Origin of the sequence: Chamaesiphon sp. GL140_3_metabinner_50 (assembly GCF_025361915.1) — a bacterium.
Lineage (GTDB): Bacteria > Cyanobacteriota > Cyanobacteriia > Cyanobacteriales > Chamaesiphonaceae > Chamaesiphon.
On record NZ_JANYJC010000205.1, the window covers coordinates 15,544 to 33,729 of the forward strand.

The following is an 18,186-nucleotide window of genomic DNA, read 5'->3' on the forward strand; positions in this document are numbered from 1 at the left end:
TAATATTACTATTGAGGCTGACGATCGTGATGATTCTTCCTGAAAATAAGCAAATATTAAAAGATCTGAGCTTTAATTCCGAAATTGACTGGGATACGGGCGGCATTCCTACGTCTCAAGTCTCAAATTGGACTCAGGGGATGCGGGCTAATGCCGATTTTTTTGGGCATGAATCGTATCGTGACAAATATTTACAAACGGAAAATTGTAGTCAAGCATTCGGCGAACGTTGGCAAGCGGCGAGCGGCAGTTGGGATGATAAAGTCGCGATCGATATTGGCTGTGGCCCTGGAAATCTCTACGCCACCATCGGCGGTACTCCTCAAGTACTCATCGGGGTCGATATCAGTCGGGGGGCACTGGAACAGGCAATGCAACTCGGCTATATCCCACTTTTAGCCGACGCTCACGATCTGCCACTAGTTGACAACTGTGCCGATATCGTCACGCTCAATGCCGTATTGCATCATTGCGATGATATGGCCAAAGTTTTAGCCGAAGCAGCGCGGTTGGTGCGTCCTGGCGGTGTGTTGATTACCGATGAAGATCCGCAGCAGACCGCTTGGCATCACAAAGGGCTGGGTTTGCTAGTCAATGCAGCCAGGAAACAGTTTCCGATGTATTGGCTGCCGGGACGGGCGAGTTTGTACAGGTCGAGACAGGAGCGGGCGTTAAGATTGGCGACAGAGATTCACAATCATCAGCCGGGAGATGGCGTGACACTGGATCTGTATCGCGATACGCTCGTACCGCTCGGTTTTGAGATCGAACTTTATCCTCACAATCATGGTGTTGGTGCTGAATTGTTTGCAGGTGATTACGGTCGGTCGCCTTTGAAATATACTTTGGCTCAAATGTTGTCGGGGATGAACCCCAATTCGCCGGAGGCGGCTCAATCGGTGATGTGTATCGCTCGTAAGTTGGCAGTATAACTTAGACCTCTTGCGAAAGTAAAAATGCGATCGTGTCTAATATTGTTTTCGTCCAGTTCCCCTAAAGCCTAAAACCTACAACCTAAAGCGATATTGTATTATTTATCACCACAAGTTGATATATACGGATTAAACGTTAGAAACAAGATGTTACAGTGTAGATAAGTATTGTCTCACGCGGGTCTAACTCAAAACCCGACCGCTCGAATTTTTTAATTCCTTGGTGGTGGCGATCGCTGCGATCGGGTAAATATTTTAAAACCACAATTGGGATTGCTTGGATTTCTAATCATAATTCAGGGCTGATTTTCTCATGGATATCAATATTGACGCGATCGGATCTCCATACATATTGCTAAATATTTATGAAAGTTGCTTTGGTACATGACTATTTGACGCAACGGGGGGGTGCAGAACGAGTGTTTGAGCTGCTGTGCAAGTACTTCCCCCATGCAGACATTTTTACATCCTTGTACGATGCCAAAAACACGATCGATCTCGGAGATCGTCCGGTACAGACCACAATTCTTCAGCAGATCCCATATGCGAGTAAGTACTTTAGGCTGCTGGCACCCTTTTACTACCCTGCTTTGCGGGCACTAGACTTGCAGGATTACGACCTGATTATTAGCAGTTCGTCGAGCTTTGCTAAAGGTGTGAGGAAAAGACCTGGAGCCAGACATATCTGCTTTTGTCACAACATTCCCCGCTTTTTATGGGATACCAAAGTGTATCTCAGAGGGTACAAGGAATTTCAAGCATTCGCGCCGCTCCTGGAAAAAGTGTTCGGGTACCTGCGGAAACTCGACCTCCGGTATTCACAAGAACCCGATCTGTATATTGCCAACTCGACGACGGTGGCAGAACGGATTCGGCAAGTTTATGATAAGCCAGCGATTACCATCAACTATCCGATCGACGATCGCAAATTTGTGTTTTCGGAGTTCAAAGAAGATTTCTATTTAGTCTCTAGCCGTTTGCTCAGTTACAAGCGGATCGACATTATTGTTGATGCCTTTAACTCACTGGGTTGGCCGTTGCTGATCGTGGGCGAAGGCCCCGAACGCCAGCGACTGGAGGCCAAAGCCATGCAGAACATTCGCTTTCTGGGCTACGTCAGCGATGGCGAACGCGCCCAGCTCATGGCCAAAGCTCAGGCGGTGATTATTGCCGCCTTAGAAGACTATGGGCTGGTGCCCATCGAAGCAAATTTTAGTGGAACGCCAGCGATTGTCTACGGTGCTGGGGGTGTGTTGGATACTCAGGTACCCGGTTTGACAGGCTTATTTTTTAACCGCCAAACTGCGGCGGCGATTCGGGACGCTCTGCTCGAAGCTAGTAACATTAAGTGGAACTATGCCAAGATTCGCAACCACGCGTTCGATCGGTTTACCGAAGCTGTATTCTTCCAAAAAGTTGACAGTTATACAGGCTGGTGGAAGTCATGAAGATGCGGAAATTAGACAAACTAACGCTCGATGCGAACGAGGTAGTGATGGCTCAAAATCTCATTAGATCCGATCGTGAAGATGCGGATTACGACCAGTTATTTGTCGATAGTAGCGAGGTGCCGCTCGCCGAACGATCGATTACGGCTTTTGGAGTAACAAATGCAGATCCTGGATACGGTCAGCTCTTGGCGGTGCTGTTGCGTCGCAAACTTTGGGTCTTGGCATCTTGGATGGGAGCAGTCGGAGTCGCTTGGTTCATCGGTTCGTATCAAGAACCAACCTACCGCAGTTCGATGCAACTCCTCGTCGATCAAAACTATCGCGGCAAATCCGAACCCGGAGGCAGCAATACCCAGTTTGCCGACTCTGATGTCCAAGCCGACTATGCCACTCAACTCACACTGATGAATAGTTCGATCTTGCTCCAACGGATCGTCGATCGGCTGCGCCCGACTTATCCCCAGATCGGCAGCGATGAAATCAAAAAATCGCTATCAGTGACTCAGGTCACAATGGGCAAAACCGCTGACAAAAAAGTGGATACCAAAATTTTTGAAGCGGCTTATGAAGATCGCGATCCGCTCAAAGCGCAGCAAATTTTGCAAACGGTACAACAAGTTTATCAAGACTATAATCGCGAACAACAAAAGCTGCGCTTGGCTAAGGGGCTAGCATTTATTAACGAGCAAGTGCCACAGATCCAGCAGCAACTCCACCAAGCTGAATCCGCGCTCGAAAAATTTCGCAAAAGTCACAACTTTATCAATCCCGAACTGCAATCGAAGACTTTAGTTGAGTCTTTGGATAATATCTTGCGGGAGCAGGGGACGAACGTGTTGCAAATTCGGGATTTGAGTAGCCGCTATGCCACCTTAGAACAAAAAATCGCCCTTTCGCCCCAGGCGAGTTCCGAGGCGACCCGCTTGAGTCAATCCCCCCGCTATCAAAATATCCTGAATGAGGTTCAAAAGACAGAGCTAGCCTTGAGACAGGAGCGACTGCGATTTACCGATCGCGCGGCTAGCGTTCAGAAATTAAGCGAACAGCGGCAGCAGCTACAGGCGCAACTAGAGATCGAGCAGCGGCGGATTTTGCCCAATGGCAGCAAGGGCGGCAATTCCGGGGGTACCGAGCCGCTCCTGAAATCTGGACAATTGGGGACGACGGATCTGAGCTTAACTAGCCAATTTGTAGACGTGCAGGTCACTTTAACAGCGGCTCGCGCTCGCGCTCAAACCCTGGCTCAGATGGAACGCCGCTACAAGCAACAACTCCAACAATTTCCAGCATTGCTCTCGGAATATAACCGCTTGCAACCAGCGGTGCAAGTCAATCAGGAGACACTCCAGCAGTTGCTAAAATCTCGGCAGGCGATGGGATTAGAGATCGCGCGGGGTGGATTTGATTGGCAGGTCGTCGAAGAGCCGAGGCTAGGACGCAAAACAGGCCCAGATTTGAACCGCATTGTCTTGTTGGGGGCGGTAATTGGTTTATTCCTCGGTGGAATCGTTGCCTTTGCGCGGGAATGGCTGGATGATTCGATTCATTCCCTAGACGAACTGAAAAAACACACCAATCTACCTGTGTTGGGGGGTGTGCCAGCCATCTCGTCACCGGGCACTCAGTCGGGAATTGTCCTGCCCTTGCGCCAGCTATCGACTGCAACTATTTCGACCATGGAGATAATTCAATCCTTGCCATTTCGCGAGTCGCTCGATCTAGCTTATCAAAACATTCAACTGCTGGAGTCTTCGCGACTTGGCATCGCTCACGGCTTGCGAACGCGCAAGTCGCTAGCGATTACTTCAGCTTTAGCTGGTGAGGGTAAATCGACGCTAGCGATCGGGTTGGCGTTGAGTGCGGCGCGGTTGCACCAGCGGGTCTTGCTGATCGATGCCGATCTACGTCGTCCCAGTTTGCACAAACAATTAGATTTGTTTAATACTGTGGGGCTATCAACGTTACTCAGTGACAATACTGAAACCTTAATCGCCAAGGCGATTCAGCCGCTGGCGGCTAATGGCAATCTCGACGTGTTGACAGCAGGGCCAACTCCACTCGATCCGGCTCAACTGCTCAGTTCGCGGCGGATGGCTGAGTTAATGACCGAGTTTAACGCTCACTACGATCTAGTTTTAATCGATACGGCACCGATCTTGGGCATTGTCGATGCGGTGATGGTTGCCGCTGTTTGTAGTGGTGTCGTGCTAGTCGAGCGGATCGGCCGATCGCATCGCAAAGATTTAAGTGAGGCGGTGTTTGTGATGCAGCGGTTTAATGTCGTGGGGCTAATTCTCAACGGGGTGCCACAGTCCGCCACTTACCAGCGGATCGAGGAGGAGCGGGATGCCTAACCCCGATCGCCGCAATTACACCAACTATCTAGCAGATTTTAACCGAGGGAGGACTTAGCTATATGACACGAACTAAGAAGGTAATCATCACAGGTGGGGCGGGTTTTATCGGTTCGGCGGCGATCGCCGCACTGCAAAATTGCGGTCACGATCTTTATGCGATCGACAATTTATCATTTGGCAATCGCCAGTTTATCGATCTCCCCGCCGCGCATTTTTTTGAGGTCGATCTCCTCGATCGAGCCGAGCTGTCTAGAGTAGTCAGCCAAATTAGTCCAGACTGGATCGTTCATCTAGCGGCGATCCATTTTATTCCCTACTGTAACCAGCATCCAGTCGCAGCCGCCCAGGTGAACATTCAGGGGACGATGAATGTCCTTGCTGCTGCCAAAAATGTCCGCAATCTGGAAAAAGTATTTTTTGCTTCCACTGCTGCCGTTTATCCGATCTACGATCGGGCGATCTCCGAAACGCATCCGCCCGCACCTACAGACATCTACGGTTTGTCGAAGCTAGCAGGAGAACATCTGATGAATGAGTTTCACTTGCAAACCGATATTCCCACGATCGTCTGTCGGTTCTTCAATGCCTTCGGCCCCAACGAGACGAATGCCCATGTAATTCCTGAAATTCAGCGGCAGATTAATGCCGGATGCCGCACCATTGGGTTAGGCAATCTCGATCCCAAGCGAGACTTTATCCACACCTCCGATATGGCTGATGCGATCGTCAAATTGCTAACCACCTGCGATCGGGGCATCGAAATATTTAATCTCGGTCGGGGGATCGAATATTCCGTAACCGAAGTAGTCACGGCATTCGAGCAAGTATTAGGTGAAAAAATCATCATTGAAGTCGATCCGGCTAGAGTCCGCAAGGTCGAACGGATGCATTTACTCGCTGATATTACTAAGCTGAAAAATTTTATCGATTGGGAGCCAAAAATTAGTCTCAAACAAGGAATTAGTACCTTAATCGATCGGCAACTAATTACAGTTATTGGATAGCAACAAAGTGACGATCTGGATGTCAGTAAAACCAACTAGATCGTGCCTGAAATCTAGTTGGTGGACAGCCTGCCCTGAGCGAAGCCGAAGGGTGCCCACCCTATTCTCAATTCTCAACTGTTCGACTCATGAGCCATCAGCAAAAAATTCTGTTTCACTTGCCAATCTCCAATCCACCAGATGCCTTGAATGGCACTAATGGTCGCGTATTGGGAATGCTCAAATATTTCCACGATCGTCGCGACAGGTTTGCGGTAGATGCGATCGCTGGTAATAAATTCGGCGTACCAGAATGGAATGACGATCGCCAGCTCGATGTCTTAAAATTTGTCGATAATATTTTCGTCTATCGGGGCGAAAGCAACTGGTCTGACTTTGTTTATACCCGCGCTCAAAGCTTCTATCATCAACGGCTATTGCGTCAACAACTCCCCGTCGATTCAGATTATTTTGCACCGCCTGGTTATGTTAGCTATTTAACCAAATTATTAGCGCAACGAAGTTATGATTTTATCTGGATTAATAATCTCGACTATGCCCATTTAGCTAGCGACTTGCGATCGCCTAAGCTTCAGACAGTTATCGATATTCATGATATTACTACTCGCTTTCGGCTGGTCAGAAAGAAGATCGATTTCTCTAAAAACTTGAAGTTTGACTATCAAGCAAATTTTGAGCGAGAGATCGCTTTACTCGATCGATTTGACAACGTAATTGTCGATTCTCAATTCGAGCGAAACATCCTCGCCAAAGAACTTTCTCCCGCCAAACTGCACTTTATTCCCTCCCAAGTAAATGGTCTAGATAGTGGCAGCAACTCGACTCCTTATCTAGCGCGCAGATTTGAGTATGATGTGTTGTTTGTGGGATCTGATAATCAACCCAATCGTGAAGGAATGCAATTCTTTTTAGATGAAGTTTTACCATTAATTGTCGAGCAGAAACCCGCGCTTAAAGTCGCGATCGCTGGCAAAATATCGTCCGTAGTTCGAGTCGAACCTGTGCTGGCTAAAAACTTGATGTGCTTGGGTTACGTTCCCGATCTGTCCGAACTTTATCTAAAATCGAGGTTAGTAATTTGCCCCTTACGAACGGGTGCGGGGACGAAGTTTAAGCTGGTAGAGGCGATGGCTTATGCGATGCCGATCGTCGCTACAATTCATTCAGCATCAGCTTTAAGTTTAGTCGATCGGGTGAATGCTTTTATTACTGACGATCCGGTGGCTTATGCCGATCGAGTTTTGCGGTTGATTCACGAACCAGAGTTAGCCGCTCGATGTTCGGTTCAAATATCTCAAACCTATGCCAGTCAACATGAGAGCGCGGCTATTTATACTAAACTCGATGCCATCTTTGAAGCCGATCTGGTTAAAACGGCAGTCTAAAGCAAACTTAGCAGTTGAGATCGATCTTCGATCGTTACTATTCACTATTCACTATCCCCTAGAACCTACAACTCGATTTAGATGCCAAACAGCTTATGTTTAAACTTCCCGCCTCTGTTCGAGTTTTATTAAAAGCCACCACTTTTTGGCAGACTAACCATCCGATCTTGCGAGAGTTCAAATATTTTCCCAAGATTGCGCTCTTAGCCATCGTATTCTCTCTACTTGCAGCCGCTTTTGAGGGAATTGGATTAGGTTTTCTCCTCTCCTTTTTACAAAATCTGACAAGTCCCAATGCAGCACCACTCAAAACAGGTATTAATTGGTTCGATCTGTGGTTTTTAGGTGTCAATACATCTGCTACCAGTCGGCTGTACCGGATCTCTGCGGCGATCTGGCTGAGTACTTGTACGCGGGCAATATTTAATTATTTAGCTCAACTTTATACAGAGTTTTCCCAGCTTCTTTTAACAGATCGGCTCCGCAAGCGAATTTTTGAACAGCTTCAGGCGGTAAGCTTGAGCTACTTTTCAACTTCAAATTCAGGAGATTTAATTAATACGATTACTTCAGAGATAGAACGCTTTAAACAAGTATTCAATGGCAGTTCTTTTTTATTCACTAGGAGTCTGGCAATTCTAGTTTACTTGGTGTCGATGTTGTTAATTTCTTGGCAACTAACGATCGTGGCATTCCTACTGTTTAGTTTGATGGCTGTGGGTTTGTCTACCGCGAGCAAGCGGGTACGCGAAGGTAGTTTTGAGGTTTCGACAGCAAATGGTGATTTTACTACTGTCGCGATCGAACTTATTAGTGGAATGCGGACGGTGTGGGCGTTTGCGACCCACGACTACGAACGAAGACGTTTTTATCAAGCCAGCGAACGGGTTGTCCGCTCGTCGGCAAAAATGGTGGGGCTGTGGGCAATGGTCAAGCCCCTAGCTGAAGGCATTGCCACAACGATCCTGATTGTGATGATTCTGGTGGCTTTTAATGGCTTTTTAACTAACGGAGCATTGCCAGTTGCTTCATTACTAACTTTTCTATTCATCCTGATTAGATTAGTCCCATTTATTCAGGATGTAAATTCCATTGTCGCGGTACTCAATAGTCTGCATGGCTCTAAAGCGAAGATTGAAGAAGTATTGAGAACTGATAATAAGACATATTTTCACAATGGCACGATCGAATTTACAGGCTTAAAACGATCGATTGAATTAATTGATGTTGATTTTAGCTACGATGACGATCGCTTAATTCTGCAAAATATTACGCTGTCGATCGAGCGCGATCGGGTAACTGCTCTAGTTGGTGCTTCTGGTGCTGGCAAAACAACTTTAGCCGATCTGATTGCCCGCTTTTACGATCCGACGGCTGGTTCGATCGCGATCGATGGAGTCGAGCTGCGGCAGTTAGAAATCGATTCATTTCGGCGCAAGTTAGCGGTAGTCAGTCAAGATACGTTTATCTTTAATACTTCTGTCCGCAACAATATTGCCTATGGCACAGCAACAGCAACCGATATCGAAATTTATCGGGCTGCGGAGCTTGCTAACGCGCTGGAATTTATCCAGGAGATGCCCCAAGGGTTTGAGACGATGCTCGGCGAACGTGGTGTCAGGCTATCTGGCGGACAAAGGCAACGCATCGCGATCGCCCGCGCCCTGTTGCGCGATCCGGAAATCTTAATCCTCGATGAAGCGACTAGTGCCTTGGATTCTGTTTCCGAAAAAATCATTCAGGAATCGATCGAACGGCTGGCGAGGGGGCGGACGACGATCGCCATCGCCCATCGTCTTTCTACCATCTCCAAGGCGGATAAAGTCGTGGTACTCGATCGCGGGCGAATTGTCGAGCAGGGCACCTACCAAGAGCTACTCCAACAGCAACAGTATCTCTGGAAATATCACCAGATGCAATATGTTCAACAACATGCAGTTTAAAAGAATGTTCAAACATACGGATATGAGTTATCTGTTTATACCGAGATTGGTGGGAATCCCCCTCAATCCCCCTTTGGAAAGGGGGACTTCCGGATCCGGTTCCCCCCTTTTGAAGGGGGGTTAGGGGGGATTCTCCAGGATCTATGCAGCAAAATATCCGCATCCATTCATTTCCTAAGTTCGACCGAAAGCTCAAACACGATCGAAACAACATTTAATTTTCAGAGGTTGTAATTATGAAAATCCATCACTCGAAATCATCTCAATCAAAATTTTCTAGTCAAGCTTATCTCCTCGCGATCGTAGCCGTACTTGGCATTCTATTCCGGTTTGGCAACTTGGATCTGAAAGTGTATTGGCAAGATGAAGCTTTGACATCATTGCAAGTAGCTGGCTATAGCCAAGCAGAATTTATTAAGACAGCTTTTAATTCGGAAATTACCACCCCGTTAGCTTTGCAGCGTTACCAGGAAGTCAATAGCGAGCGTGGTGTCCTCGATACTATCAAAGTTTTAACCGAAACACCAGAACACCCACCGCTGTATTTCATCTTGCTGAGGATTTGGGCAAATTTTTTCGGCAGTTCTATTGTTGCATATCGAAGTTTTTCGTCACTAATAAGTTTGCTAGTGCTGCCCTGTATTTACTATCTCTGTGTAGAATTATTCGATTCGCCCAGAGTTGGCTATTTTGGGGTGGCTATAACCTCGCTCTCGCCCTTCTTTATTGAATATGGCCAAGAAGCCAGACAATATAGTCTCTGGATGGTGGCAATTCTGATTACTAGCCAAACTCTGTTAAGAGCGATGCGGCTGAATACTTGGCAAAGTTGGGGTATTTATGCAGTTGCCTTAACATTTAGTTGTTATACTCATTTCTTTTCGATCTTTGTGCTAGCTGCTCAGGGATTTTATGTGTTGGCGATCGGCAAATTCCGCCTCAATCGCACGTTCGGTGCTTTTATGGCTGCTGCGATGGCTGGTCTCCTGGCATTTACGCCGTGGATCGTGACATTTCTGACCCACTTAACAGAATTCAATCGATCGATGTCGTGGTCTTATCGACTGTATTCCTCACCAATAAACCTAGTCAGAACTTGGCTGACTCTACCCAGATTACTATTTTTCAATCTAGATTTACCTCGGACTGAATTATTTAACAACTATTTTTTTAGTAACTATTATTTAGTCGCGATCGTTACAAGTCTTTTTGCTGGCTATGCCATCTATTTTGTCATCCGTAATACTAAACCAAAAGTGTGGTTGTTGCCCCTGACACTGATCGTTATTCCCTTCCTAATTTTAGCAATACCAGATTTAATCGGCAACGGAACTCGATCGATCAACTCTCGATATTTAACCCCAGCTTATTTAGGAATCGAAATATGTGTTGCTTACCTACTTGCTACTCGAACGATGCTGGCTGTTAATCGCAAAATTTGGCAAATAGGTTTTGCAACTTTACTAGCGATCTCAACACTAGCTAGTGTCATCAATTTGACAATAAACTATTCGTTCGCCAAAGATAAAGCGATTGTTGTAGTAGCTAACTCGATCGATCCCAGTCCCCAATCGCTAGTAATCGCTAATCCTTATGATTACAATCCGATGAAAGTCTTAGCATTGAGTAGACGGCTACATTCAGGTGTCAAAATTCAACTTTTACCTGAGGCAGAAACACCGACAATTCCCAATGGATTTAAAAACTATTACTTTTACTCTCCTCAAATTGCCGATACCTGGGAGCAGTTTTTAACTAATAGTGCATTCGAGTCTGTGAAAATATCGAAAGATAACAATGAAAAATTATGGATTTATCGAAAAAAATGACAATCCAGTCTCTTAGAAAGCAGCCAATTTAGCTCGTTGGCGAAGCCTCTCCTCTGGAGAATCGATTATCCACTTTAGTTCAGGAAGATCGCCGATGAAAATTTGTATAGTGACCCACTGTGTCATTAGAGGTGACGGTCAAGGGCGGGTAAATTATGAGGTGGTGCGTGAAGCCCTGCGACAGGGGCACCACCTGACACTAGTTGCCAGTGCCATTAGTCCCGAACTGGCACAGCATCCCCAGGTTACTTGGGTACCGATTGTTGTCAAACAAATATCGACAGCACTACTCCGCAATGTCGTCTTTTCGCTCAAGAGTTCGGCTTGGTTGCGGCAACATCAGGCGGAATTTGATGTGGTAAAAGTCAATGGCGCGATCGCGTCCGGTCGATCGGATCTCAACGCGGTGCATTTCGTTCATAGTTCCTGGTTGAAGTCACCCTTTCATGTTTGGCACCAACGGCGGGATCTCTATGGTGCTTACCAGTGGCTCTATACAGCCTTAAATGCGTACTGGGAAAAGGCCGCTTTCGATCGAGCCAAACTGGTGGTAGCGGTGTCCGAAAAGGTGAAGCGAGAGATCTTGGCACTCGGCATCCCAGCGGAGCGGATTGAGGTCATCACCAATGGTGTCGATCTTGAGGAGTTTAGCCCCGCGCGAGTAGATCGCCGCGAGTTGGGACTGCCAGAGGATGTGCTGCTGGCTCTATTTGTCGGCGATCTTCGCGTTCCCCGCAAAAATCTGGATACGGTACTCCACGCCTTAGTAAACGTGCCACAGTTGCATCTGGCGATCGCGGGTGCGGCTGACGGTCGCAACTTCTACCCGCAACTAGCGCAAAAGTTAGGAGTTAGCGACAGAGTGCATTTCCTCGGCTTTCGATCGGATGTTGCCGATCTGATGCGGAGTGCGGATCTGTTCGTGTTTCCCTCCCGATATGAAGCGTGTTCGCTGGTGCTATTAGAGGCGATGGCTTCTCAATTACCCCTAATTACCGCGACATCTGCTGGCGGGGCAGAAATTATGACTCCTGAGTGTGGTTTCGTGCTGGATGACCCCGACGAGGTGGACACACTCAGCTCGGCAATGAATCATCTGGTTAAACCCGAAGCTCGGCACCAGATGGGCAAAGCTGCTCGATCGATCGCCGAGCGATCTAGCTGGACGCAGATGGCACGCCGCTATCTAGAAATGTTTGAGGAGGTTAGGGAGGGGATAGGGGATAGGGGATAGGGGCTACTTGTTGTATACACAAGTTATTTGAGTTGCTGCGTAGTCCCTTTACCCCACCCCAGCCCTCCCCTTTCCAAGGGGAGGGAGTAAAGCCCCCCTTTCCAAGGGGGGTTGGGGGGGTAAACCAACCTAAACCGAAGCCCAGCCGACTTGTGTTTACACCGCAGGGATTAGGGGGAATTTAGAGGAAAACAGTATCGAAGACGATCGCAGATTTTACTTTCGCAGGAGGTGTAGTAAATGTTAAACATTACCGTCGTGGTGCCTACTTATCGACGACCGATCGATCTAGCACGTTGTCTAACCGCGCTGCAACAGCAATCCCGCCCCGCCCATGAGGTCATCGTCATCGTGCGGGATACTGATTTCGCCACTTGGGATTTTCTGCGCGGCTGCCAGCCAGCAGTACCCCTACAGACAGCAACCGTTAAAGTTCCTGGTGTAATTGCAGCGATGAATCTCGGCCTAGAGCAAGCGCACGGGGAGATTATTGCCTTTACCGATGATGATGCTGCGCCCCACCCAGATTGGTTGGAGAGGATCGAGCGGCACTATTTGGCTAACGATCGCGTGGGGGGTGTGGGCGGTAGAGATTGGGTGCGCGAAGGCGGCAAGTTGCTCGACGATGCTAGATCGATCGTCGGTAAAGTGCAGTGGTTTGGCAGGACGATCGGCAATCATCATCTGGGGGTGGGCGCAGCCAGAGAGGTGGATATTTTAAAGGGGGTGAATATGAGCTGGCGGCGAATGGCGATCGCGCACTTACGATTTGACGATCGGCTGCAAGGATCTGGTGCCCAGGCACATTTTGAAATTGCCTTTAGTCTGGCGGTGCGGCGGGCGGGATGGTCGATTATCTACGATCCGCTGGTGGCAGTCGATCACTATCCAGCCGAGCGACCGCCCACAGACCCCCGTCTGCATCAACACCCGCGCGATCGATTTAACGCAACGGCGATGACCCAAACCGTGCATAACGAGACGCTGGGACTGCTAGAGCATTTACCCTGGCCGAATCGGATGATGTTTCTGCTGTGGGCGGTGGCGATCGGGACGCAGATCGCACCAGGATTGCTTCAGTATCTGCGGTTTTTGCCCCAGGAAGGTGCCCTCGCTACCGCTAAGTGGCGGGCTAGTTTGCAAGGACGGTGGCAGGGATGGCAAACCTGGCACCAAACCAGATTTACCGAGCTTACCAAGGATAGCCCATGAACAAAAATGCACTCCAAACTGCCTTGCAACCTGCAACTGCCTGGATGGCGATCCTGGCACTAATCGCGTTTACAGGTCTGCTGGCGATCGCGGGAGCGGGAAAAGTGCTCAACTTGGCTTTTCCCGCAGGTGCTTTGGCGGTGAGTCTGCTGCTCTACTGGCGCGCGCCGCTGCTGTATGTGGGTTTTACCTGGTGGATCTGTTTGCTGACCCCGCTGGTACGCAGGCTGGCAGATTATCGCAGCGGCTTTACCGATCCCAGCCCGATCTTACTGACCCCCTATTTGGTGATTCTCGTGACGCTGGTAACTCTCAAACAGCATTTACCCAAAGCCTACAGTCAGGGTGGTTTACCCTTTTTAATGGCTTTCGCGGGGATTTTCTATGCCATCCTCACTGGGCTAATTATCAACCCACCAGTTAAAGTGCTGGTTGCCGCCTTAGAATGGCTAGCTCCCGTGCTATTTGGCTTTCATCTGTTTACCAACTGGCAAAGCTACCCCGCCTACCGTCAGAACCTCCAGCGGACACTGACTTGGGGCGTAGTGGTGATGGGTAGTTATGGCATCGTGCAGTATTTAATCGCACCACAATGGGATCGGACTTGGTTGATTAATACCACTGTGAATACGATGGGCAAACCCGAACCGCTGGGGCTACGGGTCTGGAGTACATTAAATTCACCAGAACCCTTCGCCGCGATTATGGGGGGTTGCTTGCTATTGCTATTTACCAACCGATCGCCGCTACGACTGCCAGCAGCGATCGTGGGGTATCTATCTTTTTTGTTGTGTGCGGTGCGATCGGGGTGGCTGGGTTGGCTGGCGGGATTGTTCAGTCTGGTTATCTCGTTGAAACCAAAATTACAACTGCGCTTATCGATCGCGCTCTTGGTGCTAGCCGTTTTCCTCGTACCTCTAGCGACGGTCGAACCCTTCTCTCAACTCAGCAGCCGCCTGGATACCTTTACCAATTTAGAAAACGACCAAAGTGCGATCGAACGACAGCAAAGCTTCAATGCCTTGCAAGATTCTGCCCTGACTAGTTTTGTCGGGCAGGGCATTAGCGGCCAGAAGCTAGATAGTGCCATATTTTCAATGCTGTTTGAATTGGGCTGGATCGGGACGATTGGCTATGCTGGGGGCTTATTTTTGCTTACTTTCACATTGTGCCAAGCCCAGCCAGCTAGATTCGATCCGTTTATTGGCACTGCACGGGCGATCGCGATTAGTGCCTTAGTCAGACTGCCCGTAAATGTCCCGATGCTAGGAGCCAGTGGTTTATTACTGTGGACTTTTTTGGGGATCGGTTTGGCAGGAATTAAATTCGATCGATGGAAAGCTCGGCCAGCGCAGCGGTTTCGATAGGAGAGCGGGGAGCGGGGCTACGGTGTCTACACAAGTTAGATCTGCTTCGTTTCGAGATCTAGATCCCCCCTAACCCCCCTTCAAAAGGGGGGAACCGGATCCGGAAGTCCCCCTTTTGAAGGGGGATTTAGCGGCGTTTTTATTCGGGGGTTCCCCCCGAATAAAAAAACGACAAGACAGGGGGATCTCTAGGGTTTTCGCTTTTCTCTGGACTTGTGTATATACCGTAGGGGGGCGGGGAAGGGAGAACTAAGACGAAAACAACAGTAAAAAAGATTGGATTTTTACTTTTTAGAAAAACATCATGTTCGATCTCAAAGGTTATCTGAAAAATATTGTTCGTGCGATCGATGTCGTCAAAATCGATCGGGCTGTACTTACCGTGTTAACCATGCTGTTTGTAGCTAGCTCGATCGCGCTCCTCATCGTGAATCACCCACGACGAGCGAACTCAGATTTCGCCAATCGGATCGCCACTGCCGCCACCCCCAGCACTAACTCAGTGGTTGCTCCATATACAGCTCGCTCCCACTTTGACAATGTGCCCTTTGGCTCTCACTCTCACTGGCTCCAACCTTGGCGGGCTTATTTAGAAACAGTTCCAGCCGCAAAGTTGCTCCAGGGGGTGGGCATCCAGCTCGATCTCCACGATCGCGAAAATCCCGATCTGGTGCTGCAAATGCTGGCAACCCACGGCATCCAGACAGCTCGGCTGGAGATCGGCTGGAATAACCTCAGTTACGATCGTCAAACCCTCCAAAACGATCGGCTCCAGGCAATCCTCACAGCCTGTAAACGCTGGAAAGTGCGCCCCCTCATTTTACTCAACGCCAATCAAGGTATCCCCACCCCCACCCAGTTTTTTGAGCGGACGATCGCCGTCACTGCGCCAGCAGGTTCGCGCCAAATTCAACTCAATGACACTAGCGGTTTGACGATCGGCAACAGTGGCTTCAATAACTTAACTGATGATGGTTGGGCTGCCGAAGCCCTAATTACAGCGATTGACGGCAAGACTGTCAGCCTCTCTAAGCCCTTGCCAAAGGCGATCGCGGCTGGCTCGTCCGTCAAGATGGCAACTTTGAGGTACCGACCCTTTGCCAAGCCTGGAAGTGCCGATTACCGCCAAACGATCGCGGGTTGGCAGCACTATGTCGGTACGGTGGCGAATTTTGGAGCCAAGGCTTTGGGAACCACCCAAAGTAACGATAAAGGCTTTGACATGGAGATCTGGAACGAGTTGACTTTTGGCAGCAAATTTCTGTCGATTAATAATTACTATCGCCCCGTGCTGGCTGCTTTTGACGAAGACAGCATTTGGCAGAATTTAGTCACCGCTACCGCCGATTATGCGGTCGCTCATCCCCAGCAATTTGCGGGAGTCAAGTTTAGCGATGGCTTTGCCAATACTATTCCCTGGCCAGCCGCATCCACACAACCAGTCAGGATTAGCGCGATTAGCAAGCATCCTTATGCCAACCGTAAAAACTTTCCACAGGACGAACAGCATGGCCAGAAGCTCGATGCCTTCGGTAAACCCACTAATTTTATTCCCACCTATTCAGCCCTCTTCCCAGAATATTATGCCACCGCCCTGCAAACGGAAACCCTCCTGCGCGATGCGGCTCCATTTACCAATGATATTCAAGGCGTTCGGCACGGACGGTATGCTCGGCAAGTTAAGGGGCGGGTTGTCCCCACCGATGTCTGGATTACCGAGACAGGGATTGCCCCCCAAGAACATGGCATCGCAGATCGATCGCAAGCGTTGGCACTCAAAGCCAAAACTACCGCTCGCTACTATACCTTTTACCCGAATAAAGGTGTTACCAAGCTCTATCTGTATTCTGCCGCGTCTGGAGATCTCGGTCTGGGCATCATGCAAGATAACTTTTTGGAGTATGCCAGCAGCCATAGCGTCTACCCCAAAGACGATCGACCCTATGTTTCTCCTGCCCTCCAAATTACCAGCCAGATTGTCAGGCAGATGAAACAGAACTTAGACCCCGCTTTGACTCAGGCACGCCAACTGCAACTCGACTCTATTCGCGACCCTCACAACCAGATTCAGTTTGGTGGTGATGGCACTGCCGCACATCCCCAACTTTACAATCGCGACGTGTTTGCCTTCTTGCCCTATCAAGTCAACAGTCACCGCTTTGTCGTCCCCTATTACGTTATGACCCGCGATGTTACCAAAAACCTACCACCCGCAAAGTTCGCAATTCAAATATCCAAACTCAAAGCACAGGGGGCTACTGTCAGTGTTTACGATCCGTTGCACGATCGCACCCTACCCGTCTCGATCGATCGTCGCGGTCGAGACTTCCTCAGTTTAACTTTATCAGCAACAGATTATCCATACTTACTAATTATTCAGGAACGGTAAAATGTCTATCAATCGAGCGACTCCATTAAAAAAAGTCAAGTCTAAAATCTCAGCATATGTTCGTGAATTACGAGTCAGACAATGGACTAAGAACTTAATTGTATTTGCAGCCCCTTTGTTTGCCTTCAATCTTAGTGCCCTATCTCTATCTGGTAGCCTGATTGCCTTTATGTTATTTTGCTGTGCTTCGAGTAGTTTCTATTTGATTAATGACATTATCGATGTCGAAGCCGATCGACTACATCCAGTTAAATGTAAGCGACCGATCGCCGCAGGAGAGATCGGTGTTTCCGAAGCGATTATCGTCTCGATCTTGCTCTTGAGCGTTGCGGCGATCGTCGGCTACCGGACATCATTCGGTTTGGGAACGGCAATTGTCGGATATGCCTTATTGCAAGTGGCATATAACTTAAAACTCAAGCATAAAATTTTTGTCGATGTCCTGGCGATCGCCGCCGGATTTGTCTTGAGAGCATGTGGTGGAGCTGCTGCTACAGGCATTGAGTTATCGCAATGGTTTATCTTATGTACGGCGATGCTGGCACTATTTTTAGGAATCGAAAAACGTAAGGCAGAATTACGACTTTCGGAAATAAAAGGTCGAAAATCGCGGGCGGTATTACATCGATATTCGCTACCATTATTAAACCGCATGGAGAGCATCGTTACCAATGGCACGATTGTTTTTTATACCCTGTGGAGTGCTGGCCCTGCCTTTAAGGGAGCTGTAACTTCGTGGATGATGTTGACAGTCCCGTTTGTCTTGTATGGTATTTTTCGCTATCAATTATTGAGCGATCCACAAGAAATAGCCCGGTCGAATCCTCAATTAGAACAGGGTGGTAAAACGGAGCGGCCGGAAGAGATATTGCTAGGAGACAAGCTGCTTTTGTTGACAGCAGTTGGCTGGATAATTACAGTATTTGCACTTAAACTATGTTACCAACTTCAGTGGATTCATTAAGGGGATGGTGAATAGTGGATAGGGAATAGGGATTAGTTTTAGAACTTAAAATTGCTGTATAAAGATGAATAAGATGTCGATCGGATCGTGGCTCTCAAATTTTCGCAGTCGAAATCTTC

12 protein-coding genes are annotated in these 18,186 nt (G+C 48.5%); all 12 read left to right on the top strand.

What is annotated here, in order from left to right; translation table 11 throughout:
• Window positions 1-29 precede the first annotated feature (29 nt).
• The 12 genes from Q0R35_RS10250 to Q0R35_RS10305 all read left to right on the top strand — a co-directional run bounded on the left by Q0R35_RS10250 (window position 30) and on the right by Q0R35_RS10305 (window position 18,067).
• Window positions 30-932 (top strand): class I SAM-dependent methyltransferase, encoded by a 903-nt coding sequence (locus tag Q0R35_RS10250; RefSeq protein WP_295617197.1) that lies wholly within the window; start codon window positions 30-32, stop codon window positions 930-932.
• Between the two features lie 365 nt (window positions 933-1,297).
• Window positions 1,298-2,380 (top strand): glycosyltransferase, encoded by a 1,083-nt coding sequence (locus Q0R35_RS10255; protein ID WP_295617165.1) that lies wholly within the window; start codon window positions 1,298-1,300, stop codon window positions 2,378-2,380.
• Window positions 2,377-4,737 carry a polysaccharide biosynthesis tyrosine autokinase gene (locus tag Q0R35_RS10260; RefSeq protein WP_295617168.1) on the top strand — a complete coding sequence of 787 codons (2,361 nt, stop codon included), beginning with the start codon at window positions 2,377-2,379 and terminating at the stop codon, window positions 4,735-4,737. The genes Q0R35_RS10255 and Q0R35_RS10260 overlap by 4 nt, the downstream gene beginning before the upstream one ends.
• A gap of 62 nt (window positions 4,738-4,799) precedes the next feature.
• A complete protein-coding gene (locus tag Q0R35_RS10265; protein WP_295617170.1) occupies window positions 4,800-5,744 on the top strand; it encodes an NAD(P)-dependent oxidoreductase in 945 nt (314 codons plus the stop codon).
• Between the two features lie 128 nt (window positions 5,745-5,872).
• Complete coding sequence (locus Q0R35_RS10270; protein ID WP_295617173.1) at window positions 5,873-7,129, top strand: glycosyltransferase; 1,257 nt, start codon at window positions 5,873-5,875, stop codon at window positions 7,127-7,129.
• 95 nt (window positions 7,130-7,224) lie between these two features.
• The gene (hepA, locus tag Q0R35_RS10275; protein WP_295617176.1) at window positions 7,225-9,072 is read left to right on the top strand and encodes a heterocyst formation ABC transporter subunit HepA; all 1,848 of its coding nucleotides are present in this window, start codon (window positions 7,225-7,227) and stop codon (window positions 9,070-9,072) included.
• A 236-nt stretch (window positions 9,073-9,308) separates the two neighbouring features.
• On the top strand, window positions 9,309-10,901 hold the full coding sequence (locus Q0R35_RS10280) for a glycosyltransferase family 39 protein (protein ID WP_295617179.1): 1,593 nt from the start codon (window positions 9,309-9,311) through the stop codon (window positions 10,899-10,901).
• Between the two features lie 94 nt (window positions 10,902-10,995).
• Window positions 10,996-12,135 (top strand): glycosyltransferase family 4 protein, encoded by a 1,140-nt coding sequence (locus Q0R35_RS10285; protein ID WP_295617182.1) that lies wholly within the window; start codon window positions 10,996-10,998, stop codon window positions 12,133-12,135.
• A 240-nt stretch (window positions 12,136-12,375) separates the two neighbouring features.
• On the top strand, window positions 12,376-13,347 hold the full coding sequence (locus Q0R35_RS10290; protein ID WP_295617185.1) for a glycosyltransferase family 2 protein: 972 nt from the start codon (window positions 12,376-12,378) through the stop codon (window positions 13,345-13,347).
• On the top strand, window positions 13,344-14,714 hold the full coding sequence (locus tag Q0R35_RS10295; RefSeq protein WP_295617188.1) for an O-antigen ligase domain-containing protein: 1,371 nt from the start codon (window positions 13,344-13,346) through the stop codon (window positions 14,712-14,714). Before Q0R35_RS10290 ends, Q0R35_RS10295 begins: the two co-directional genes overlap by 4 nt.
• A gap of 304 nt (window positions 14,715-15,018) precedes the next feature.
• On the top strand, window positions 15,019-17,103 hold the full coding sequence (locus Q0R35_RS10300; protein ID WP_295617191.1) for a hypothetical protein: 2,085 nt from the start codon (window positions 15,019-15,021) through the stop codon (window positions 17,101-17,103).
• 1 nt (window position 17,104) lies between these two features.
• Window positions 17,105-18,067, top strand: a complete 963-nt coding sequence (locus Q0R35_RS10305; protein WP_295617194.1) for a decaprenyl-phosphate phosphoribosyltransferase — start codon at window positions 17,105-17,107, stop codon at window positions 18,065-18,067.
• Window positions 18,068-18,186: the final 119 nt, after the last annotated feature.